Origin of the sequence: Pacificimonas pallii (genome assembly GCF_019204005.1) — a bacterium.
GTDB classification, from domain to species: domain Bacteria; phylum Pseudomonadota; class Alphaproteobacteria; order Sphingomonadales; family Sphingomonadaceae; genus Pacificimonas; species Pacificimonas pallii.
Genome location: NZ_JAGSPA010000001.1, coordinates 482,680 through 503,352, shown reverse-complemented (window position 1 = coordinate 503,352; position 20,673 = coordinate 482,680). Strand labels below are relative to the sequence as shown.

Sequence of the window (20,673 nt, the reverse complement as noted above, 5' to 3'; positions counted from 1 at the left end):
ATATGCCAGGATTTGCTAACGGTTTCTTATCCCTGATCCGACAATAGAGATGCTGAACCACAGTCGGAGCAGCGTTTCCCATGGACCAGAGTTTTGCACCTGCCCCTGTCGCGCCCGGCAGCGATCGTGCGCGCGGCGGCCGTGCCGGACACGGCACCGTAATCGGGCAGGTGCGGGAAATCGACGGCGGCAGCGCGCTTTGCCGCCTCGACCTGTCGGCGCTGGCAGCGCTTGGCGGCGATCCTGACCAGACGATCGCGACGTCCGGCCAGGTTGGCTCTCAGCTAAAGGTGAAGGTCGGGAAACTTTGGCTCCTTGGCAATGTGCGAAATTTGAAACTCGATCCGGCGAAAGAGGATGCAGTCATTGCGGCCGTTGATTTTCTGGGGGAGGGCGACGAAACGGCCGACGGGACGCTGACGGGGTTTCGCCGCGGTGTCACACGTTATCCAATGCCCGGCGCGAAGATCCATACGGTGAGCCGTCCCGATCTTGGTGCTGTCTTCAAGGCCGATGGACGTGCGCATATCGAGATCGGTACGGTTTATCCGACGAACGACGTGCGCGGGGCGCTTTACATCGATCCCATGCTCGGCAAGCATTTCGCGCTGCTCGGCTCCACCGGTACGGGTAAGTCGACAAGTGCGGCGCTCATCTTGCACCGAATCATCGAACAGCATCCCGAGGGCCACATCGTCATGCTCGACCCGCACGGCGAATATGCGGCGGCGTTCACCTCGAACGGGCAGATTTTCAACGTCGACAATCTTGCGCTGCCCTACTGGCTGATGAATTTCGAGGAGCATTGCGAGGTCTTCATCACCACCGAGGGTGCTGAGCGTGAAACCGATATGGACATCCTCGCGAAATGCATATTGGAGGCCCGGTCGAAAAGCCGTGTCGCGCAGTCGCTTGGCAAGCTGACGGTGGATTCGCCCGTTCCCTATTTGCTGTCCGATCTTCTTGGCGCGATCTCCGCCGGCATGGGAAAGCTCGACAAGGCGACCAGCGCCGCGCCGTTCATGCGCCTGAAATCCAAGGTGGAGGAATTGAAAGGCGATCCGCGCTACGGCTTCATGTTCAATGGCCTCTTGGTTTCGGACTCGCTCGCGCCGTTCATGGCGAAGATTTTTCGTCTGCCCGCCGAGGGCAAACCCATTTCCATCATCGATCTTTCAGGTGTGCCGACCGATATCGTGACGGTCGTGGTCGCCGTACTGTCGCGCCTGACATTCGACTATGCCATCTGGGCCCGCCGCGAAGCGCAGCGTCCGATCCTCCTGATTTGCGAGGAGGCGCACCGCTATGTCCCCTCCGATCGCTCGACCGCCCCCAGTTCCGTCCGCAAAGTGCTGGAATCGATCGCGAAGGAAGGCCGTAAATATGGCGTCTCGCTCGGCCTGATCACCCAGCGCCCCTCGGACCTTGCGGAGGGCGTTCTGTCACAATGCGGCACGATTATTTCCATGCGCCTGAACAATGAGCGCGACCAGAATCACGTGAAGAATGCGATGCCCGAAGGCGCGCGGGGCTTCATGGATGCGATTCCGGCGCTCAGGAACCGTGAGTGTATCATTTGCGGCGAAGGCGTGAACATTCCGATCCGCGTGCGTCTCGATGACCTCGAGGCCCAGTTGCGCCCCGCTTCCGACGATCCGATGTTCAGCGAGCTGTGGAAGGAAACCGGCGGTGAGGAGGAAATCCTCGAACGCACCATCCATCGCTGGCGCGGGCAGGGCCGCTGAAGGTCGTGCCGCGCCTATTCGCTTTTTTCGGCGGCGAATAGCATTTCGCTTGGCCCGCGTTCGCTTTGCAGGCGCGCGGCCACGGTTTCCGCCGCTTCCAGTGCCCGCAGGACATTGCCGCTGCTGATTTTCTTGAGGTCTTCGGCGGAATAGCCGCGTTTCAGCAATTCGGCGAATAGATTGGGGTAGGCGGAAACGTCTTCCAGCCCGGTCGGATAGGTCGGGATGCCATCGAAATCGCCGCCAATGCCGATATGATCGATGCCGGCAATCTTGCGAATATGATCGATATGATCCGCGGCGTCCTGCACCGTGGCCTTTGGCTGCGGATTCGCGGCGGCCCATTCTTCCAGGCCGGCTTCGACCAGGGCCGTGCGTCCAGAATAGAGCGCCCCCAATCGTCCCTGCTCGGCGGCATAGGCTGCGCCCCGCATGCGGACCTTCTCGGACAGGAAGCTCTCGACGAACGTCACCATGACGACGCCGCCATTGTCCTTCACGCGCGTCAGGATCTCGTCCGGGACATTGCGCAAATGCCCGGTAATCGCGCGCGCGCTCGAATGGGAGAAGATGACCGGAGCTTCGGTAACATCCAGCGCATCGGCCATGGTCTTCTGGCTGACGTGGCTAAGGTCCACCAGCATGCCGAGCCGGTTCATCTCCCGCACCACTTCTTTGCCGAACGCGCTCAGTCCGTCCGCGCGCGGATCGTCCGTCGCGCTGTCCGCCCATGCAATCGAGGCGGAGTGGGTCAGCGTCATGTAGCGGACACCGCGATCATACATCTGGCGCAGCGTGCCGAGCGAATTGGCGATGCCGTGGCCGCCCTCGATCCCGTACATGCCTGCGACCTTGCCGGTCTTCATGATGCGGCGCACATCAGCGGCGGTGCTCGCCTTTTCCATCATGTCGGAATTGGCAGCGATCAGGCGGTCGGTCAGGTCGATCTGCTCCAGCACCTGCACGACGGCCTCCGCTTCGGGTAGCGAGGCGGGCACATAAACCGACCAGAATTGCGCGCCGACACCGCCGGCCTGCATCTTCGCGCCGTCCGTCGCCATCCTTTCCGCGAAACGCGCATCCAGTGCGCCATAGGGAAAATCGGATATGCGCGATCCGTTCATGCTGCGGATGGCGTAGGGCAGGTCGTTATGCCCATCGAAAATCGGCTGGTCGGCCAGAATCGCGCGCGCATCCTCAACGCTGTCCTGCGCGAGGGTCGGTGCGGCGATCAGGGCGGCAAGAACGAGGGAACGGATCATCGGACAGTCTCCTTTTTCAAAGGGTTCCTAACCAGCCTGGACGCTGCCGGTCACCCTGATATTTGCCCTATATTTCGACCTGGCTCCCCAGCTCCACCACGCGGTTTGTCGGAAGACGGAAGAATTCCATCGCCGTCGCGCTGTTTCGCAGCATCCACGCGAACAGCTTTTCACGCCACAGCATCATGCCGGGTTTCTCCGCCGCGATCAGCGTCTGGCGCGACAGGAAGAAGCTGGTGGACATCATATCGAATTTCGGCCCGCAAACGCCCTCGATCTCATCGAGTGCCTTGGGAATATTGGTTTCCTGCAGGAAGCCATAGCGCAATATGATGCGGAAGAAACCTTCGCCAAGGTCGATGACGCTGCATCGCTCGGCAAGGTCGATATAGGGCACTTCCTCGATCAGCACGGTCAGAATGACAACGCGTTCGTGCAGCACCTTATTATGCTTCATATTGTGCAGCAGGGCGTGCGGGACGCCCGCCGACTGGCTCGCCATGAAGATGGCGGTGCCGGGGACGCGCGTGGCGCTGCCGGCCGCCGACTTCACAAATATCTCCATCGGCATTCCGGCTTCCGACATGCGTCTGCGCATCAGCAGCCGTCCGCGCGCCCATGTCGTCAGCAGGGTGAAGGCGATGACGCCGACAAGCAGCGGAAACCAGCCGCCATCGGGCACCTTGGTAAGGTTCGCTGCGAAATACGCCCCGTCGACGATGAAGAAAATCGCGAGCAGCGGGATGGAGAGCCACGGCTTCCACTTCCAGACGCTAAACAGCAGCACCGCGAGCATGGCCGTGTCTATCAGCATCGCGCCCGTCACCGCGATGCCGTACGCACTGGCGAGGTTCGACGAGTTGCGGAACGTCAGGACAAGGATCAGCACCGCGATCATCAGCGCCCAGTTGATCACCGGGATATAGATCTGATTCGCCTCCTGCTCCGACGTGTGCACCGTCGACAGGCGCGGGACGAAGCCCAGCTGGATTGCCTGATGCGTCACCGAGAATGCGCCTGAAATCACCGCCTGGCTGGCGATGAAGGTCGCAACGGTGGCGAGCAGCACGAGGGGCAGGCGCAGCGCCTCAGGCGCGAGCATGAAGAACGGCGACTTGATCGCCTCCGCCGCCGTCGCCGCATCCGAATTCATGATGAGTGCGGCCTGTCCCATATAGTTGAGGAGCAGCGCGGGCATGACAAACCACAGCCAGCTGATGGACAGCGGCTTGCGCCCGAAATGGCCCATGTCGGAATACAGCGCCTCGGCGCCGGTGACGGCCAGCACCACCGAGCCCAGGGCAAGGAAGGCGAGCCAGCCATCGGTATAGAAAAAGCGCAGCGCGTTCAGCGGATTCAGCGTCGCCAGCAGGATTTCCGGATGCTGCACGATCTGGATCAGGCCAAGGACCGAGATCGTGAAGAAGTAGACCAGCATGACGGGCCCGAAGATCGCCCCCACCTTCGTCGTTCCGCGCGACTGTATGAAGAACAGAAAGACGAGAAGCCCGATGGCGATGGGAATCACCAGCGGCTCCAGCGCCGGATTCACAACGGTGAGCCCCTCCACCGCCGACAGGACGGAAATGGCCGGCGTAATCATCGAATCGCCGTAGAAAAGCGCGGTGGCGAACACCCCCAGAATGACGATCACCTTGCCCCAGCGGGCGCGTTCGGTGCTGCGCGAGATCAGTGCCAGAAGGGCGAGCGAGCCGCCCTGCCCCTTATTGTCCGCGCGCATCAGGATGCTGACATATTGTACGGTCACGACCAGCGTCATGGACCAGAAAATCAGACTGATAACACCGTAAACATGCAGCGGATCGAGCGCGAGCGGGTGCGGCCCGACAAAGGTTTCGCGAAAGGCGTAAAGCGGCGAAGTGCCGATATCGCCAAAGACGATGCCGATGGCTCCCAGCGCCATTTTCGCGGTGGCCCAATGGCGCTGGTCGCCTGTCATGGGAACTGCGGGTGGTGACATGAACTCACGTTTCCGGCCGCGATCGGCCACTCGTTACGCAGATGCAGTATGAAGGCGGGCGCGCCTAGCACCTAGCGCGCGGCGTAGCAAATCGCGCGGTCATACTGCCTGCCTGGTACTGGAACCTTGGCCGACGCTCGGGTAGAGGTCGCCGTATGACCATCCACGAGATCAACTTCGACGGCCTGATCGGGCCTACCCATAATTATGCCGGTCTCAGTCTTGGCAATCTGGCCAGCGCGACCAACGCCGGAAACACCGCGCGCCCGCGTGCGGCGGCGCTACAGGGGCTGCGGAAAATGCGCTTGCTGACATCGCTGGGCCTGAAACAGGGATTTTTCCTGCCGCATCAGCGTCCCAATGTCGACTGGTTGCGCGGTATGGGCTTCACGGGCGGCGATGCAGAGGTCTGCGCCGCGGCGCATGCGGAGGATCCGGCGCTGTTCCGCAACGCGCTCAGCGCCTCGGCGATGTGGACGGCCAATGCGGCCACCGTGTCGGCCGCTGCGGATACGGCGGATGGCCGCGTGCATGTGACGCCGGCAAACCTGTCGGCGATGACGCACCGCACGCTTGAATGGCGGGAAACCGCGAATCAGCTGGCGGTGATATTTGCGGACAGGACGCACTTTGCGGTGCACGATCCTGTCCCGCCGCATTTCGGCGATGAGGGTGCGGCGAACTTCATGCGCCTTGCCCCCTCCCATGGCGAGGCAGGTGTCGAAATCCAGGTGTACGGCGAGGATCGCGGCGGCCGCTTCCCGGCGCGTCAGTCGCGCCGCGCATCGGAGGCGGTCATGCGCAAGCACGGCGTCGCGGACGCGATCTTTACCGCGCAATCAACCGTCGCCATCGAGGCGGGGGCATTTCACAATGACGTCGTCGCCGTCGCCAATGAAACGGTGCTCTTTGCCCATGAACAGGCGTTCGATGACCGCAAATGGCTGTATGAGGAGGTCGAGCGCCGGGTTGACGGTGTCGCCATCGTCGAGGTTCCGGCAAATCAGGTCAGCCTGGAGGATGCGATATCCTCCTATCTCTTTAATTCGCAGCTGGTCACGCTGCCGCACGGCCAGATGAGCCTGATCCTGCCAACGGAGTGCGAAGAAAATCCACGTGTGAAATCGTGGCTGGACGCGAATGTGGGCGGCAATGGCCCCATTCATCAGGCGCATTTCATCGATGTGCGCGAATCCATGCGCAATGGCGGTGGCCCGGCCTGCCTGCGCCTGCGCGTTGCCGTGTCGGAGGCCGCCTGTGCGGCCATTGATGACCGTTTCCTGCTGGATGAGGCCAAGGCGGATCGGCTGGAGCGGCTTGTCGAAACGCATTGGCCAGAGGAAATCGCGCCCGCCGATCTTGCGAGCCCGGATCTGTGGCAGGCCGCGTGGGCCGCGCGTGCGGCGCTGAAGGCGGAATTGGGGCTGGGGTAGCTCCCTATTCCCCAAAAATTCTACGCAACCGATCAAAATCGCTCAGGATGATCGGATTCCTGTCATCGCATCACCATAGTCCGGCACGCGAAGCTTCTTGTGGGCAGAGGCGCGAACGCAGATTCCCTTCGCGCCCGAACGCGCCTAAGACTGCCCGCATGATAACTCCCGTTTTTGGCATCACAAAATCCGTCATGGGCCGCGCCTGGCATTGGCGCGGCGGCACCTCCGCAGAGGCGACGGGCGCGCAGGCGCTGGGCAATGATGAACTGGTGCGGAAGCTCTTTCTGGCGCGCGGGGCCGCGCCTGAAGACATTGAACTGCTGCGCGCGCCGACAATGCGCGACATGCTGCCGGATCCCAGCATTTTCGTCGATATGGACGCCGCCGCCGCACGGACGGCGGACGCGATCCAGCGGGGCGAGCGGATCGTCATTTTTGGCGACTATGATGTTGATGGCGCGACCAGCGCCGCCGTCCTGATCCGGCATCTGACGGCATGCGGCGGCGCGCCCGGCCATTATATTCCCGACCGTCTGCTGGAGGGGTACGGACCGAGCGCCGATGCTCTGGTAAAACTGAAAGAAGGCGGCGCGGACCTTGTCATTTGTGTCGACTGCGGCACGCAGGGGTTCGAGGCGCTGGAGGCCGCGAAAGACGCCGGGCTGGATGTCATCATCGTCGATCATCACAAGGCGTCGACATCGCTCCCGCCTGCTATCGCGCTCGTCAATCCGAACCGCATGGATGAGGGGCATGAGGCGAAGAGCTACGGTCATCTTGCCGCGGTCGGGATGGCGTTTCTACTGGCCGTCGCGGTGCAACGCGAACTGAGAACGCGCGGCGCGTTCGCCGGCAGCAAAGAACCCAACCCGCTCGCGCTGCTGGATCTCGTTGCGCTGGGCACGGTCGCCGATGTCGTGCCGCTCACCGGTCTCAACCGCGCCTTTGTTTCGCAGGGCCTGAAGGTGATGGCGCGTCGCGGCAATCGCGGCCTTGCGGCGCTGACGGCGGCGGCGGGTCTGGAGCGGGCGCCCATTGCGAGCGATCTTGGCTTCGCGCTTGGCCCGCGCATCAATGCGGGGGGGCGCGTGGGCCAGGCCGATCTTGGCGTGCGGTTGCTGTCGGGCATGGACGATGATGCCTGCGAAGGCATTGCGGAGGAGCTCAACCGCCTGAACCAGGAACGCCGCGCGATCGAGGCGGATGTGACCGAGCAGGCGGTCGCCGCCGCAGAACGCGCAAGGAACATGCCCGTCGCCGTCGTTGCGGGCGATGGCTGGCATCCCGGCGTTATCGGCATCGCCGCCAGCCGGGTGAAGGACCGTACCGGCACGCCCGCCATCGTGATCGGGATTGACGCGGACGGCGTCGGTAAGGGCTCCGGACGATCGATTCCCGGCGTTGATCTGGGCGCGGCCATTCTGGCGGCAAAGGATGCGGGCCTGATTTCGGCGGGCGGCGGTCATGCGATGGCCGCAGGTCTGACCGTGGCGGGACCGGACGTCCCCCGGCTGGCGGAATTTTTGTGCGCGCGGCTGGAGGGGCAGGTCACCGCCGCACAGACGGAGCGCAGTCTGGAGCTCGACCTGGCGCTGGCCCCCGGCGGTCTGACGCCGGATCTTGCCGAGCTGCTGGAAAGTGCGGGGCCTTACGGCATGGGCTGGCCCGCACCGCGTGTCGCTGCCGGGCCGGTGACGATCGTCGATGTGTCGGTGGTCGGCACCGGCCACGTCCGCGCGGTTTTTGCAGGCGCGGATGGCAAACGGGTGAAGGGCATCGCCTTTCGTAGCGAGGATACGCCGCTCGGCGCGGCGCTGCTGGGTGCGAAAGGTCGCCGGATGGTGGTCGCCGGGCGGGTGAAGCGGGACGACTGGAACGCGACACCGCGCGCCGAACTGCATGTCGAGGATGCCGCGTTCCTGGATGGGTAGGCGCTAAAAACCTCTGGCATCACGCCAGCCCCCGCTCAGGTCACCCGCCGCCGCAGCTTTGCCATACCGCCGATCCAGCGTTCATAATTTGCTGCCTTTGCCTGCATGTAGCCCCGCACCTGCGCATGCGGCGTGATCAGGAAATCGCCGCGCTGCATGGCTTCGAGAGTCAGCGCCGCCACGTCCTCGGGCTCCATGATTCCGTCCACATTTGCGCCGCCTTTCAGTTCCTCATCGGGATTTTCGCCGATCATCGCCGTCCGCACCGCCTGCGGACACAGGATGGAAACGCCAATGCCCTGATCACGTACCGTGTAGGCGAGCGATTCCGCAAAGCCGATCGCGGCATGTTTTGAAACCGAATAGGGTGCGCTGCCGATCTGGCTGAGCAGGCCCGCCGCGCTGATCGTATTCAGAAACCAGCCCGATCGACGGGCCCGGAACAGCGGCATCATCGCCTTTGCCGCCACGATATGCGCGATGGCATTGACGGACAGCGCCCGCTCGAAGGTTTCCAGCGATGCTGACGATGGGTCATCGGGATCGGGGTCCGCGCCGCCGCCAATACCGGCATTTGCGCAGTAAAGACCGATGGCACCGGCGGCCGCCTCGACGTCCGCCACCATCGCCTTCACGGCATTCTCGTCCGAAATATCAATGGCGAAGGCGAGCCCGCCGATTTCGTCAGCCGCCACCTGCAGCGCGGCTTCGTCCATATCGGCGAGAGCGACATGCCTGGCGCCGCGCGCCTTCAATTCGCGGGCCAGCGCCAGTCCGATGCCGTTCGCGCCGCCCGTGACGATGGCGACCCGGCCTTCGGGCGAAAATTGCGGATTGGGCATGTGATGGCGCTCCTTCGCCGCTCCCCTCCCCGGAAGGCGGGGGGCTTCTCGTCAGATCAACGCGGCGCCATACGAATGGCACCGTCGATGCGCACATCCTCGCCGTTAAAGTAGCTGTTGCGGCACATTTCGATGGCCAGCGACGCATATTCTTCCGGGTTGCCCAGGCGCTTGGGGAAGGGGACGGAGGCGGCGAGCGCGTCTTTCACCTGCGGCGGCGCACCCTGCATCAGCGGCGTATCGAAAATGCCGGGCAGAATGGTGTTCACGCGAATGCCCTCCGACATCAGGTCGCGTGCGATCGGTAGGGTCATGCCGACGACGCCGCCCTTGGATGCCGAATAGGCCGCCTGGCCCATCTGGCCATCCTCGGCAGCGACAGATGCCGTGTTCACGATGGCGCCGCGCTCATTATGTTCGCCCATGGCGTCCAGCGTCAGCATGCCCGCCGCGGATTTCGCGATGCAGCGGAACGTGCCGACCAGATTGATCTGAATGATCATGTCGAATGCCTCGATGGGGAAGTGCTTGATGCTGCCATCGGATTTCGAGCGGCTGGCGGTCTTGAAGGCATTGCCCGTCCCGGCGCAGTTGATCAGGATGCGCTCCTGGCCATTGGCTTCGCGGGCCTTGGCAAACCCCGCATCGACGCTCTCGTCACTTGTCACATTGACGTTGCAGAAGGTGAAGCCATGATCGGCGGCGGCGGCATTGCCCTTTTCCTCGTTCATGTCGAAAATGGCGACATTGACGCCGTGATCGGCAAGCAGCTTCGCGGTTGCGAAGCCAAGACCGGACGCACCGCCGGTCACGACGGCGGACATACCTTCAAGTTTCATTATCGTGTCTCCTGTTCATGAATGGATATGCAGATGGGACTAGGCCGTGATGTGCGGCGCCGCCTCTCCGCGATTGGATAGGGCAATCGCGTCATTGCTGCGGCGATGGCGCCGCCGGAGGGACCTGATCCTCTCTTAGATGCGGATATTGCATCAAAAAACGCTCGCTCGCCTCGGGGGACCCGGCGACATAGATTTCGCCAGGACCGCAGGCATCCAGAAGCGCGCGCTTCGCCGCGGGGTCGATCTGCGCCGTCGCGGGGCCGCCCCAGTTCATGTCTTCGCCGATCCGCGCGAGCGTCTGGCCGCTGACCCGGTTACGCAGGATGAGGAATCCCTCCCCGTCGACATCAAGGCCGATTTCGGCATGAAACCATGCGAGCCTGTCGACCGGCTTGCCGGACTCGCCGACAAAAAAGCAGCCGTCACGCATTTCGACACGGCCATCGAACAGCGCCTCATGCTGCGCGCCGGTTCGGCTGGTCGACGCAGGCCAGACCCGGATGGCGGCCTTTGCCGCTTCGCTGACGCGCGGCAGGTTCATTTCCGGTACGAAGCTCCAGCGGATATGATCCGGCACCTGCCAGCCATTCTCTGCCGTCCAGCGCGTGAACTCCGCTTCGGTAAGGCCGGTATCGATAAGGTTGACCGGGCCGTCGGGCCCTTTCCCGGCAAGCCCATAGCCAAGCAGCGCTTCACGCGCCTCAAGCCTGTCGATCCAGGTCTCGCCGATCGCCTTGGCATCGGGCGGCGCAGGCACGCTGGCCTCACGCACCTGCCAGCCTCCCGCCGAACGCGCAGGCTCGTCAAGCAAGGCGCGATAGTCAGGCGACGGCGCGCTTTTCTGGGTCGCATAAGACGGTGTTTGTGACGGACCGGCCTCGTCCGGATTTTCGGCTTCAGACGCGCAGGCGGCACAAAGAAAGACGAGCGGAAGATATTTCAACATTGGCGTGCCTTTCCAATTGCGGGACGGGGCGGCAGCTATGCCCAGCCCTCCAATACCTGATCGGGCGGACGGTGGCCATCGGACCAGGCGCGAATGTTGGTGATGACCTTGTCGCCCATCTGCCGCCGCCCCTCGAATGTGGCTGAGCCCATGTGCGGCAGCAGGGTAACATTATCGAGCGACTTCAGTGCCTCCGGCACGCGCGGTTCGTCCGCGAATACATCCAGGCCCGCGCCCGCCAGTCTCCCCGCGGCAAGCGCCTCGGCCAATGCGGCCTCGTCGATGATCTCGCCGCGGGCGGTGTTGATCAGATAGACATGGCTGCCCAGTTTCGACAGGCGCTTCGCATCGAACAGGCCGTCGGTGTCCGGCGTCAGGGGGCAGTGGATCGACAGCACATCGACCTCCGGCAACATGGAATCGAGATCGTCCCACCATGTCGCGCCATAGGCACTTTCCACGCCGTCAGGGAGCCGGCGGCGATTGTGATAGTGCACATCCATCCCGAAGGCGCGCGCGCGGGCGGCGACCGCGCGGCCAATGCGGCCCATGCCGACAATACCCAGCGCCTTGCCGCCAATGCGTGTTCCGCGCAGCGATGTCGGCGACCAGCCATCCCAGCTGCCCTCGCGCAGACTGGTTTCACCTGCACGCATGCGGCGGACCGTCGCCAGCAGCAGGGCCATGGTCATATCGGCCGTGTCGTCGGTCAGCACACCGGGCGTGTTGGTCACGGGAATGCTCCGCTCATGCGCGGCCCGCAGATCGATATGATCGACGCCGACACCGAAATTTGCGATGAGTTTCAGCCGGTTGCCTGCCGATGCGATCACATCCGCGTCGATCTCGTCGGAGACGGTGGGCACGAAAACATCGCAGTCGGCGATCCCGGCGGACATTTCCGCCCGGGACAGCGCCCTGTCCGCGTCACGCAGATCGACGTCGAACAATTCTCGCATGCGCGTTTCGGTGACATCCGGCAGGCGGCGGGTGACGAAAACCTTTGGACGGGCGGGACGCGCTTCTGACATGCCAATTAGCGCTACGGCCCCGCCGGGATGCGGTCAAGCGAGCCGCTTTGGTCTTGCGGGCGGGCACGTCTGGATTCAAAACAATGGCATGATGATTCGCTTTTTCTCCAGCCTCGCCATCGCGATTGGTTCTCTTGGCCTCGTCCTTGGCCTTGTCGGCATTGCCCCGCCGCTTGGCACGGCGCCCGCCGCAGCGCAGAGCGCCGAGGCGGAGCGCGGACGTTCCGGTCTGCCGATGCCGCGATTCGTCTCCCTTGGAACGAACAAGGCCCGCATGCGCGCGGGGCCGGGCCGGGAATATCCGGCGAAGTGGCTTTATGTGCGCAAGGGGTTGCCGCTCGAAGTGATCGACGAGTGGGGCATTCATCGCAAGGTCCGCGATCCCGATGGTGAGGAGGGCTGGATGGACAAGGCCATGCTGTCCGGCGCGCGCACCGGCATGATCGTTGGCAAGGTCACGACCGTCCGCGCCCGGCCGGAAGACACCGCACCCGCCGTCTGGCGCGCGGAGCCGGGTGTCGTCTCGCGTGTACAGCTTTGCGAAGCCGGCTGGTGCCGCATTCAGACCGACGGCCGCGCGGGCTTCGTCAAAAGCCTGGACCTGTGGGGCGTCTACAAGGATGAAGTGATCAATTAGCTCGGCGGTGTGGGCGGTGGCGCCGCGCGGCGCCAAGGCTCATTCCGCCCGTGGATGCGCATTGCGATAGATATCGAGCAGTTGTGCCGCGTCCACTTCGGTATAGATTTGCGTCGACGACAGGCTGGCGTGACCGAGCAGTTCCTGGATCGCGCGCAGATCCGCACCGCGCGCCAGCAGGTGGGTGGCGAAACTGTGCCGCAGGGTATGCGGCGTGGCACTGGCGGGTAGGCCAAGCGCAACGCGCGCGCGGCGCATGGTCTTGCGGACAATTCCCGCCGATAGCGGACCGCCGCGCGCGCCGCGAAACAGCGGTGCATCGGTCGTCAAATCATGTGGGCAGGTCTCGCGATAGGCGTTGATGGCGTGCAGAACCCGCGGCAGCAGCGGCACCTGCCGCACTTTCCCGCCCTTGCCCGTGACGCGCAGTGTCTCCTGCGACAGCGCGCCCGGGGTCAGGGTCAGGGCCTCCGATATGCGCAGGCCCGCGCCGTACAGCAGCAGCAGGACCGCCGCATCGCGCAGATCCTGCCAGCGTGCATCCTCCGCGACCTCCGCGACGCCCATCGCCTCTGTCGGCGCGAGCGGGCGCGGCATCCGCCGCTGTATCCTTGGCGCCGTCAACGTCCTGATCGCCGGACAGTCCAGTCCGCGTGCGCGCTTGGCCCAGCGGAAAAACGACCGCAGCGCCGCCACTTCCCGTGCCATGCTGCGGTTCGACAGCGCTTCGGCGCGGCGGTGCGCAAGGTAGGCGCGAAAGTCCGTGACGCGCAGCGCGCCCAGCATGTTCGCACTGATCTCTGCGCCGAAATGCATCTGCAGGAACACGAAAAACCGTGCGATCGTCGCCTGATAGGCGCGCAGCGTGTGCGGCGATCGTCGCTCATTATGTTCAAGCGCCGCGTACCAGTCCCGCGCGAGGGCGGTCGCGATCTTTTCGCTGGGGGCTAGGGGCGGCGCATCAGGCATGTGCCGATCTTGCGCGAAAGCGCCGCGGCGAGAAAGTCCAGAAACTGCGTTCCCTCCATCGCCTCTGGCGCGCAATGCGTTCTCGCGCCGAGCGCAAGGACACCGTAACCCAGCGGTGCGACCAGCGTCAGCGGTGCCAGCCCGATGGTCTTCACGCCCTCTCCGGCATCGCCGAACATGGAGGTTCCGTCCTGGACACTGCGGATCACGGTAGCGCCGCCGCTGCCCTCATACCAGGCGCGCACACGGCGGGCGGGCAGGCGCTGAATTCCGCCCGGGCCTGCCCGGAAGCCCTCATCATGCGCCGCAAGCGCAAGCGCGACCATATCGACGCCAAGTTCTACGGGCCATTCAAACGTCACCGTACGGATGATTTCCGGCAGACCATTCGCCGCCATCAGGGAAAGCACGGCGTCCTGCACGGCTTCGCTGGCCGCCGAGGCCCCTGCCGCATAATGCGATAACGCTTCCTGACGGCCCGCCAGTGCGGCGGATCGTTCATCCAGAATGCGCTTTGCGCCCGAATCGAAATCGATGACGTTCATGCGCCGGAATATGCCCGTTCCGCATTAAGGCGGTGCCATCGAACAGGCTTAGCGAGGGGTTAAAGGCATGCCGGACGCGTGTGCCGTCAGACGATGCTCTGGCCGGTCTTCGCCCAGTCCGCCGTAAATGCCGCCAGGCCCTTGTCCGTCAGCGGATGGCTCGCCAGCGCTTTCAGGACTTTTGCCGGGGCCGTGACAATGTCGGCGGCAATCTTGGCGGACTCCAATATGTGGATGGGATGCCGCACGCTGGCGACCAGAATTTCCGTCTCGAAACCGTAATTGTCATAGATGATGCGGATATCGTTGATCAGGTTCATACCGTCATAGCCGATATCGTCATGGCGACCGACGAAGGGCGAGATGAACGCCGCGCCCGCCTTCGCCGCCAGAAGGGCCTGATTCGCCGAAAAGCACAGCGTGACATTCACCGCCACGCCGTTCCCGGCGAGCGCTTTCGTCGTCTTGAGCCCGTCCAGCGTCAGCGGGCATTTAATCGCGATATTGTCGCCAAGCGTCAGCAGCTTGTCGGCCTCGCGCATCTGCGCGGCATGATCCTCCGCGACCACCTCCGCGGATACAGGCCCCTCGACCATTCCGGCGATTTCCGCGATCACTTCCAGAAAGTCGCGGCCGGATTTGTGGATCAGGCTGGGGTTCGTGGTGACCCCGTCGCACAGGCCGAGATCGGCCATTTCCGCGATGTCAGCGATTTCAGCGGTATCGACGAAGAATTTCATGGCAGCGGGTCTTTCCTGATGGAGCGTAGATTTACCCGTGCCTTAGCGGGTCCGCCCCCGCAGCGTCCAGCGTCTCGGGGGCAAGGGTAGAGCGTTCGCCCGGCAGCGTCGGCGCGCTGATGAGGGCGGGACCCTTCGCCGATTGCGGGTCCACGCGTATCGCGGCTGCCTCCCGGCCGGTGGTTTCGCTCCGGCTGCGCCGCGAGCGGCCTGTGCGCGGCGGTATTCATATGCCGGGTCGTGGTCCAGGGCGGGTTTGGCGATGGCGGTGGGCCGCGCGGGGTCCTATATCTGCGGCGATGTCCAGACGGCCCTCCCGACTGCGCGTTCTCACCTTGAACGCCGCCCTGCCCGTCTTGGACTACAGGCCAAGAGACGGATGTTCCGCAGACCCGGGCACCATCGTGCGCCTGCCGCTCGGTCCGCGCGAAATTAATGGCGTGGTGTGGGAGACGGAGCGTCTCCCGGCGCAGGAGGTCGACGCGGCGAAGCTGCGCCCCATCAATGGCGCTTGGGACGCACCGCCCATACCCGAGCGCCTGCGCCGCCTGATCGAGTGGACCGCGCGCTATTATTACGCATCGCCGTCTGCCGTGCTGCGCATGGCGATGCCCATGCCATCCGCGCTGGACGGCGCGCGCACGATGACGGAGTACCGCCTGACCGGCGAAATGCCTGTGCGCCTGACGCCGCAGCGGCGGCAGGTGTTCGATAGGCTTCCCGGCAGGCAGGGTGCCGTGCGGGAACTGGCGGCATGGGCGGACGTATCGGACGGCGTCATTCGCGGCCTCGTGAATGCGGGGTTTATCGCGCCTGTCACCCTGCCTGCGGACCGGCCGCCCCCCTTGCCTGACCCCGCCTTTGCGCCCGCGACGCTGGCGCCGGAACAGGCGGCGGCGGCGGGCGAGATGATCGATGCGGTCGCCGCCCGCCAGTTCGCGCCGTTCCTGCTGCACGGCGTGACGGGATCGGGGAAAACGGAAACCTATTTGGAGGCCGTCGCCAAAGCTCTCGAAATGGGCGGGCAGGCACTCATCCTGCTGCCGGAAATTGCGCTTACCGAACCGCTGATGCGCCGTGTCGAGGCGCGCTTCGGCGTGCGCCCGGTCGGCTGGCACAGCGACCTCAGAATGTCGGAACGCCGCGCGGCGTGGCGCGCCATTGCCAGGGGCGAGGCGCGGCTGACCGTCGGCGCGCGCTCGGCGCTGTTCCTGCCCTATCCGAATCTGCGCCTGATCGTCGTCGACGAGGCGCACGAGCAGAGTTTCAAGCAGGAAGAGGGCGTCCTCTACCATGCCCGCGACGTGGCCGTCATGCGCGGCAAGCTGGAGAAAATTCCGGTGGTGCTTGCGACAGCCACCCCGCCCCTGGAAACCCAGGTGCAGGCGGAGCGCGGTACCTACCGGGAGCTTATCCTGCCGTCCCGCTACGGCGGCGCGACGATGCCCGATATTTCCGTCATCGACCTGCGCGTCAACCAGCCGCCGCGGCAGCACTGGCTCGCGCCGCCGCTGGTGAAAGCGATGGCCGAAACGCTGGAACGCGGCGAACAGTCGCTGTTGTTCCTTAACCGCCGCGGCTATGCGCCGCTGACGCTCTGCCGCCATTGCGGAACGCGCATCGAGTGTCCGAACTGCTCGGCATGGCTGGTCGAGCACCGCCTGACCCAGCGGCTGATGTGCCATCATTGCGGCCTGACAGAGCCAACACCCACCCTGTGCCCGGAGTGCGGCGAGCCCGACACGCTGGTGCCGTGCGGCCCCGGTGTGGAGCGTATCGCCGAGGAAGTCTCCGCGCTGTTTCCCGAGGCACGCACGCTTCTTGCGACGTCGGACACGATTGGCTCCCCGGCAAAGGCGCGGGCGCTGGTCGACGCCGTCGAGGCGCGGGAGATCGATATATTGATCGGCACGCAGCTCGTGACGAAGGGATATCATTTCCCCGACCTGACGCTGGTGGGGGTGGTCGACGCCGATCTTGCGCTGAAGGGCGGCGACCTCCGCGCGGGCGAGCGCAGTTTCCAGCAGATCGTACAGGTTGCCGGGCGCGCCGGGCGCGGCTCGAAACCGGGCCAGGTCCTCATTCAGACGCACCAGCCCGAAGCAACCGTTATCGACGCCCTCGTCCGTGCCGACGCCGCTGGCTTCTACGAAGCGGAGATCGAGGCGCGCCGTGATGCCGCCATGCCGCCTTTTGGCCGCCTCGCCGCGCTCATCGTGTCAGGCCCGGACGAACAGGAAGTCGCCCGCACCGCGCAGGCGCTTGGCCGCGCCGCGCCGCGCGATCTGGAGGATTTCCTTGTTCTTGGCCCCGCGCCCGCGCCGCTGGCGCTGTTGCGCGGCCGGTATCGCCACCGGCTGCTTGCCCACGCTGCCCGCCGCGTCGACCTTGATGCCGTGCTGGGCGAATGGCTGGCCAAGGTGGACATTCCGCGCGCGGTCCGTCTGACGGTGGACATCGATCCCTATAGTTTCGTTTAGGGCGCTAGGTACGCCATCCCGTCTGGCGCTCGATTTCCTGCCACATCAGCGCGCAGGCCTTCATGGCGACAGGGCCCGGTTTTCCGTCGCCGACGGGCGCCCCGTCAAGTGATGTAACGGGCATGACCGGCCCGCTGGTCGAGGTCAGGAACAGCTCGCGGGCGGCCCTGGCGTCATCCAGACTATAGACATCTTCCTCGAAACCCACGGCCTCGTCCGACAGAAGTGCCGCCAGCCGCCGCCGCCGCGACCCGGGCAGGACATCATTGGTCAAGGGGCGGGTCATCAGCCTGCCGTCCCTCGCGACCATCCAGAGCGTCGTCGAACTGCCCTCTGTCACCGTGCCGTCCGGGGCAATCATGATCGCCTCGAACGCGCCCGCTTCTTTGGCGGCCTGTTTCGCCAGTACATTCGCCAGCAGGGCCACCGATTTGATATCGCGCCGGGCCCAGCGTTCGTCCGGCACGGTGACCGCGGCCACGCCTGTTTTCTGCAGCGCCGCCTTCGCCGCGAAATCATAGGGTTTGGCGACCATCGTCAGGCCGGGCGTGGCCCTTTCGGGAAAGGCATGATCCCGCGGGGCCGCGCCCCTGGTGACCTGTATGTAGAGCAGGCCGTCGCGCACTCTGGATTTCGCGATCAGGCGCCGGGCGGAGATGGTCAGCGCGGCATCGCTCATCGGCGCGCCTAGCCGCAGCTCCTCAAGGCTACGCGCCAGCCTGTCGAGGTTCAGTTGCCAGTCGAACAGCCTGCGATTGTAAATCGCCGCGACTTCGTAGACGCCGTCGCCGAATAGATAGGCGCGGTCATTGATGCTGACGGACGCGGCGGGCATGGGCCGGATGCGACCATTGGTATAGGCGATGCGGGGCAACCCTTGCTCCAGAGACGAGTTCTTTGACGAAAGCCTAGAGGAAAATATGACGTCTATCATCTGGTTTCGTGAAGATCTGCGGCTATCGGATCAGGCCGCTGTCCGCGCCGCCGCCAGCGCAGGTCCGGTGATCCCGGTCTATGTTCTGGACGACCAGTCCGCAGGCGACTGGAAAATGGGCGGGGCGCAGCGCTGGTGGCTGCATCACAGCCTGAGAAGCCTGTCCGCCGACCTGCGGGAAAAGGGCCTGAAGCTCATCCTGCTGCGGGGCGAGGCATCCGTGAAAATCGGCGCCCTGGCGGATAAACTCGGTATCGAGACGGTCCATGCCATCGATCATCACGAACCATGGTGGAAGGACCAGCAGGAGATGCTGGCGGAACGGCTGGACCTGCAACTGCATCCCGGCCGCCTGCTGGCGGAACCCGGCACGGTGACGACAAAGGCCGGCAGTCTTTACAAGATCTTCACGCCGTTCTGGCGCGCGCTGCAGGAGGTGCTGCCGCCGCCGGAACCGCAGCGCCGCCCCGCCCGGATGGACGCACCCGATACATGGCCCGGCAGCGATGACCTTGATGACTGGGACCTGCTGCCCACCGATCCCGACTGGTCAACCGGTTTTGACGAATGGACACCGGGTGAGGCGGGCGCGTCCGCGCGGCTGCATGATTTCGCGGACCGCGTGGCGGACTATGCGGACGGGCGAAACCTGCCATCGGAAGATCTGACCAGCCGCCTCAGCCCGCATCTGCACATGGGCGAAATCAGTCCTGCGAAGGTTTGGCACGTCGTCGCGAAGAACCGCCAGTGGCAGACGGTTGAGACCTTCCTGTCCGAACTCGCATGGCGCGATTTCTGCGCGCAGACGATCCTCACCTTTCCGAATTATGGCGACACGCCCGGCCGCGACCAGTTTCGGAAACTCGACTGGACCGACCTGCGCACATCGGAGGGCAAGGCGCATCTGAAGGCGTGGCAGACCGGCCGGACGGGGTATCCCATCGTTGATGCCGGTATGCGCCAGCTATGGGCGACGGGCTGGATGCACAACCGCGTGCGCATGATCGCGGCGCAGTTCCTCATCAAACACCTGCTGATCCGCTGGCAGGAGGGGGAGCGCTGGTTCTGGGATTGCCTGGTTGACGCCGATTACGGCTCGAACGCGCAGAATTGGCAGTGGAGCGCGGGCAGTGGTATCGATTCGCACCCGTTCCACCGCATGATGAATCCCAAGTCGCAAAGCCCGAAATGGGAATCGGCGGGCTATATCCGTGAATGGGTGCCGGAACTTTCCGGGCTATCCGATGAGAACATCCACATCCCCTGGGAAGCGGATGACGAGGCGCTCGCGGCGGCGGGCGTCACGCTTGGCGATACTTACCCCGAGCCCGTCGTGAACCACGGGGCGGCACGGGAACGCGCTCTTGCCGCATATCGCCGCGCGAAATCCTGAAAGCGGCGGCCATTATGTCGGTATATTTTACACTTTTATGCCGGTAAAAATAGTCCTCACCAATTATCTAGATGTAAAAACAGGGGAAAATTTATATGGCCCGGTTTTTGCTTTACATAATTCGTAACCTACTCGAAATTCTTGAGGATATAGATTCATGCGTCTGACCACCACCACAATCGCTGCGATGGCTTTCCTGGCCGCGCCTGTTAGTGCGACGCTGTATTTCAGCGAGGATGGAAATTCCGAAGGCCTTTATGTTCTCGACACGGACACGGGTGCCGCGACCAACGTCGGAACATCCGGCGTGACAGGTTCCACCGTCGGTCTTGCGCCGGGCGCGGATAATGATTCTCTCTTCGGTACGATCTGGGCGGATACCGCCGATATCAACGCCGATGGATCGGGTTCGACTGTCGTGGGCGACGCCTCCGCCGAGGGCATGGCCTACGATCCCGTAACCAATACGCTTTGGGGCGCGATCAACGGCAGCTTCTTCACGATCGACACGGGCAATTTCGACACCAAATCCTCTCTCGCCAGCCCGGGACAGGATGTCGAAGGACTGGCCTATGACGGCGCGGGAGGCGTTTTCGGGCTTGCCGATGGCGGCGACCTGCTGCGTTACGACATCTTTGCGGATATCTGGTCGCCGATCGGCAATACGGGGGTCAATTTCGATCAGGCTGGCCTCGCTTACGACATGGCGACCGGCAATCTTTATGCAAAGGGTGATCAGGATAGCTTCCTGTATCTGATCGACGCCCTGACGGCGTCCATCACGGAAATTGGCGACACCGGCATCTCCAACGGCGGCGGTCTTGCCTTTGTAAGCGACGCCGTTGCAGTCCCTGCACCCGCAGCGATTGCGCTGTTCGGTCTCGGCCTGGCGGGTCTCGGCCTGCGCCGCCGCAAGACGGCCTGACGCGTCTGGATCAAGACTGAAGCCAACGAAAAAG

General features: G+C 64.1%; 17 protein-coding genes. 7 read left to right on the top strand and 10 right to left on the bottom strand.

The features are described 5' to 3' along the window. Nucleotides 1-80 precede the first annotated feature (80 nt). A complete protein-coding gene (locus KCG44_RS02325; protein ID WP_218443963.1) occupies nt 81-1,745 on the top strand; it encodes an ATP-binding protein in 1,665 nt (554 codons plus the stop codon). 14 nt (nt 1,746-1,759) lie between these two features. On the opposite strand, the gene KCG44_RS02320 is transcribed toward KCG44_RS02325, so the two are convergent. Beyond that, nucleotides 1,760-3,007 carry a dipeptidase gene (locus KCG44_RS02320; protein WP_218443962.1) on the bottom strand — a complete coding sequence of 416 codons (1,248 nt, stop codon included), beginning with the start codon at nt 3,005-3,007 and terminating at the stop codon, nt 1,760-1,762. Nucleotides 3,008-3,074: 67 nt separating this feature from the next. Further along, entirely contained in the window at nt 3,075-4,988 is a 1,914-nt protein-coding gene (locus tag KCG44_RS02315) for a potassium transporter Kup (RefSeq protein ID WP_218443961.1), read from the bottom strand. Nucleotides 4,989-5,143: 155 nt separating this feature from the next. On the opposite strand from KCG44_RS02315, the gene KCG44_RS02310 reads away from it, so the two are divergent. Together KCG44_RS02310 and recJ are read left to right on the top strand one after the other, a co-directional pair. Beyond that, complete coding sequence (locus tag KCG44_RS02310; RefSeq protein ID WP_218443959.1) at nt 5,144-6,421, top strand: N-succinylarginine dihydrolase; 1,278 nt, start codon at nt 5,144-5,146, stop codon at nt 6,419-6,421. A 158-nt stretch (nt 6,422-6,579) separates the two neighbouring features. After that, nucleotides 6,580-8,355 carry a single-stranded-DNA-specific exonuclease RecJ gene (recJ, locus tag KCG44_RS02305; protein WP_218443958.1) on the top strand — a complete coding sequence of 592 codons (1,776 nt, stop codon included), beginning with the start codon at nt 6,580-6,582 and terminating at the stop codon, nt 8,353-8,355. Between the two features lie 35 nt (nt 8,356-8,390). Here the strand turns inward: recJ and KCG44_RS02300 are convergent, their stop codons facing one another. From KCG44_RS02300 to KCG44_RS02285, 4 genes are all read right to left on the bottom strand, one after another. Next, entirely contained in the window at nt 8,391-9,197 is an 807-nt protein-coding gene (locus KCG44_RS02300) for an SDR family NAD(P)-dependent oxidoreductase (protein ID WP_218443957.1), read from the bottom strand. A gap of 56 nt (nt 9,198-9,253) precedes the next feature. Next, a complete protein-coding gene (locus tag KCG44_RS02295) occupies nt 9,254-10,036 on the bottom strand; it encodes an SDR family oxidoreductase (protein ID WP_218443956.1) in 783 nt (260 codons plus the stop codon). Between the two features lie 91 nt (nt 10,037-10,127). Then, complete coding sequence (locus KCG44_RS02290) at nt 10,128-10,985, bottom strand: hypothetical protein (RefSeq protein ID WP_218443955.1); 858 nt, start codon at nt 10,983-10,985, stop codon at nt 10,128-10,130. A 35-nt stretch (nt 10,986-11,020) separates the two neighbouring features. Next, nucleotides 11,021-12,016, bottom strand: a complete 996-nt coding sequence (locus KCG44_RS02285) for a 2-hydroxyacid dehydrogenase (RefSeq protein WP_218443953.1) — start codon at nt 12,014-12,016, stop codon at nt 11,021-11,023. An 88-nt stretch (nt 12,017-12,104) separates the two neighbouring features. Between KCG44_RS02285 and KCG44_RS02280 the strand changes: the two genes are divergently transcribed. Further along, on the top strand, nt 12,105-12,653 hold the full coding sequence (locus KCG44_RS02280; protein WP_218443952.1) for an SH3 domain-containing protein: 549 nt from the start codon (nt 12,105-12,107) through the stop codon (nt 12,651-12,653). Nucleotides 12,654-12,692: 39 nt separating this feature from the next. Here KCG44_RS02280 and KCG44_RS02275 read toward each other — a convergent pair whose 3' ends face one another. The 3 genes from KCG44_RS02275 to fsa form a co-directional block, all read right to left on the bottom strand. After that, entirely contained in the window at nt 12,693-13,622 is a 930-nt protein-coding gene (locus KCG44_RS02275; protein ID WP_218443951.1) for a tyrosine recombinase XerC, read from the bottom strand. Continuing rightward, entirely contained in the window at nt 13,601-14,167 is a 567-nt protein-coding gene (locus tag KCG44_RS02270) for a GAF domain-containing protein (protein ID WP_218443950.1), read from the bottom strand. Before KCG44_RS02270 ends, KCG44_RS02275 begins: the two co-directional genes overlap by 22 nt. An 86-nt stretch (nt 14,168-14,253) precedes the next feature. Next, nucleotides 14,254-14,907: a fructose-6-phosphate aldolase gene (gene fsa, locus KCG44_RS02265; RefSeq protein ID WP_218443949.1), complete on the bottom strand. Its 654-nt coding sequence runs from the start codon at nt 14,905-14,907 to the stop codon at nt 14,254-14,256. A gap of 299 nt (nt 14,908-15,206) precedes the next feature. Between fsa and KCG44_RS02260 the strand changes: the two genes are divergently transcribed. Continuing rightward, nucleotides 15,207-17,387, top strand: coding sequence for a primosomal protein N' (locus KCG44_RS02260; RefSeq protein WP_218443947.1), 2,181 nt, complete (start codon nt 15,207-15,209; stop codon nt 17,385-17,387). Between the two features lie 4 nt (nt 17,388-17,391). Here KCG44_RS02260 and KCG44_RS02255 read toward each other — a convergent pair whose 3' ends face one another. Further along, complete coding sequence (locus tag KCG44_RS02255) at nt 17,392-18,261, bottom strand: D-amino-acid transaminase (protein ID WP_218443946.1); 870 nt, start codon at nt 18,259-18,261, stop codon at nt 17,392-17,394. Between the two features lie 46 nt (nt 18,262-18,307). Here KCG44_RS02255 and KCG44_RS02250 point away from each other — a divergent pair, with 46 nt between their 5' ends. Beyond that, nucleotides 18,308-19,714, top strand: coding sequence for a cryptochrome/photolyase family protein (locus tag KCG44_RS02250; protein ID WP_218443945.1), 1,407 nt, complete (start codon nt 18,308-18,310; stop codon nt 19,712-19,714). 157 nt (nt 19,715-19,871) lie between these two features. Beyond that, on the top strand, nt 19,872-20,639 hold the full coding sequence (locus KCG44_RS02245) for a PEP-CTERM sorting domain-containing protein (protein WP_218443944.1): 768 nt from the start codon (nt 19,872-19,874) through the stop codon (nt 20,637-20,639). Nucleotides 20,640-20,673: the final 34 nt, after the last annotated feature.

Bases quoted from the DNA above. Each gene is read 5' to 3' on its own strand.
- KCG44_RS02325 (WP_218443963.1), top strand. From the start codon at position 81: ATGGACCAGAGTTTTGCACCTGCCCCTGTCGCGCCCGGCAGCGATCGT.
- KCG44_RS02285 (WP_218443953.1), bottom strand. From the start codon at position 12,016: ATGTCAGAAGCGCGTCCCGCCCGTCCAAAGGTTTTCGTCACCCGCCGC.
- KCG44_RS02270 (WP_218443950.1), bottom strand. From the start codon at position 14,167: ATGAACGTCATCGATTTCGATTCGGGCGCAAAGCGCATTCTGGATGAA.
- KCG44_RS02250 (WP_218443945.1), top strand. From the start codon at position 18,308: ATGACGTCTATCATCTGGTTTCGTGAAGATCTGCGGCTATCGGATCAG.
- KCG44_RS02300 (WP_218443957.1), bottom strand. From the start codon at position 9,197: ATGCCCAATCCGCAATTTTCGCCCGAAGGCCGGGTCGCCATCGTCACG.
- recJ (WP_218443958.1), top strand. From the start codon at position 6,580: ATGATAACTCCCGTTTTTGGCATCACAAAATCCGTCATGGGCCGCGCC.
- KCG44_RS02260 (WP_218443947.1), top strand. From the start codon at position 15,207: ATGTCCAGACGGCCCTCCCGACTGCGCGTTCTCACCTTGAACGCCGCC.
- KCG44_RS02320 (WP_218443962.1), bottom strand. From the start codon at position 3,007: ATGATCCGTTCCCTCGTTCTTGCCGCCCTGATCGCCGCACCGACCCTC.
- KCG44_RS02280 (WP_218443952.1), top strand. From the start codon at position 12,105: ATGATGATTCGCTTTTTCTCCAGCCTCGCCATCGCGATTGGTTCTCTT.
- KCG44_RS02310 (WP_218443959.1), top strand. From the start codon at position 5,144: ATGACCATCCACGAGATCAACTTCGACGGCCTGATCGGGCCTACCCAT.
- KCG44_RS02245 (WP_218443944.1), top strand. From the start codon at position 19,872: ATGCGTCTGACCACCACCACAATCGCTGCGATGGCTTTCCTGGCCGCG.
- fsa (WP_218443949.1), bottom strand. From the start codon at position 14,907: ATGAAATTCTTCGTCGATACCGCTGAAATCGCTGACATCGCGGAAATG.
- KCG44_RS02275 (WP_218443951.1), bottom strand. From the start codon at position 13,622: ATGCCTGATGCGCCGCCCCTAGCCCCCAGCGAAAAGATCGCGACCGCC.
- KCG44_RS02315 (WP_218443961.1), bottom strand. From the start codon at position 4,988: ATGTCACCACCCGCAGTTCCCATGACAGGCGACCAGCGCCATTGGGCC.
- KCG44_RS02290 (WP_218443955.1), bottom strand. From the start codon at position 10,985: ATGTTGAAATATCTTCCGCTCGTCTTTCTTTGTGCCGCCTGCGCGTCT.
- KCG44_RS02295 (WP_218443956.1), bottom strand. From the start codon at position 10,036: ATGAAACTTGAAGGTATGTCCGCCGTCGTGACCGGCGGTGCGTCCGGT.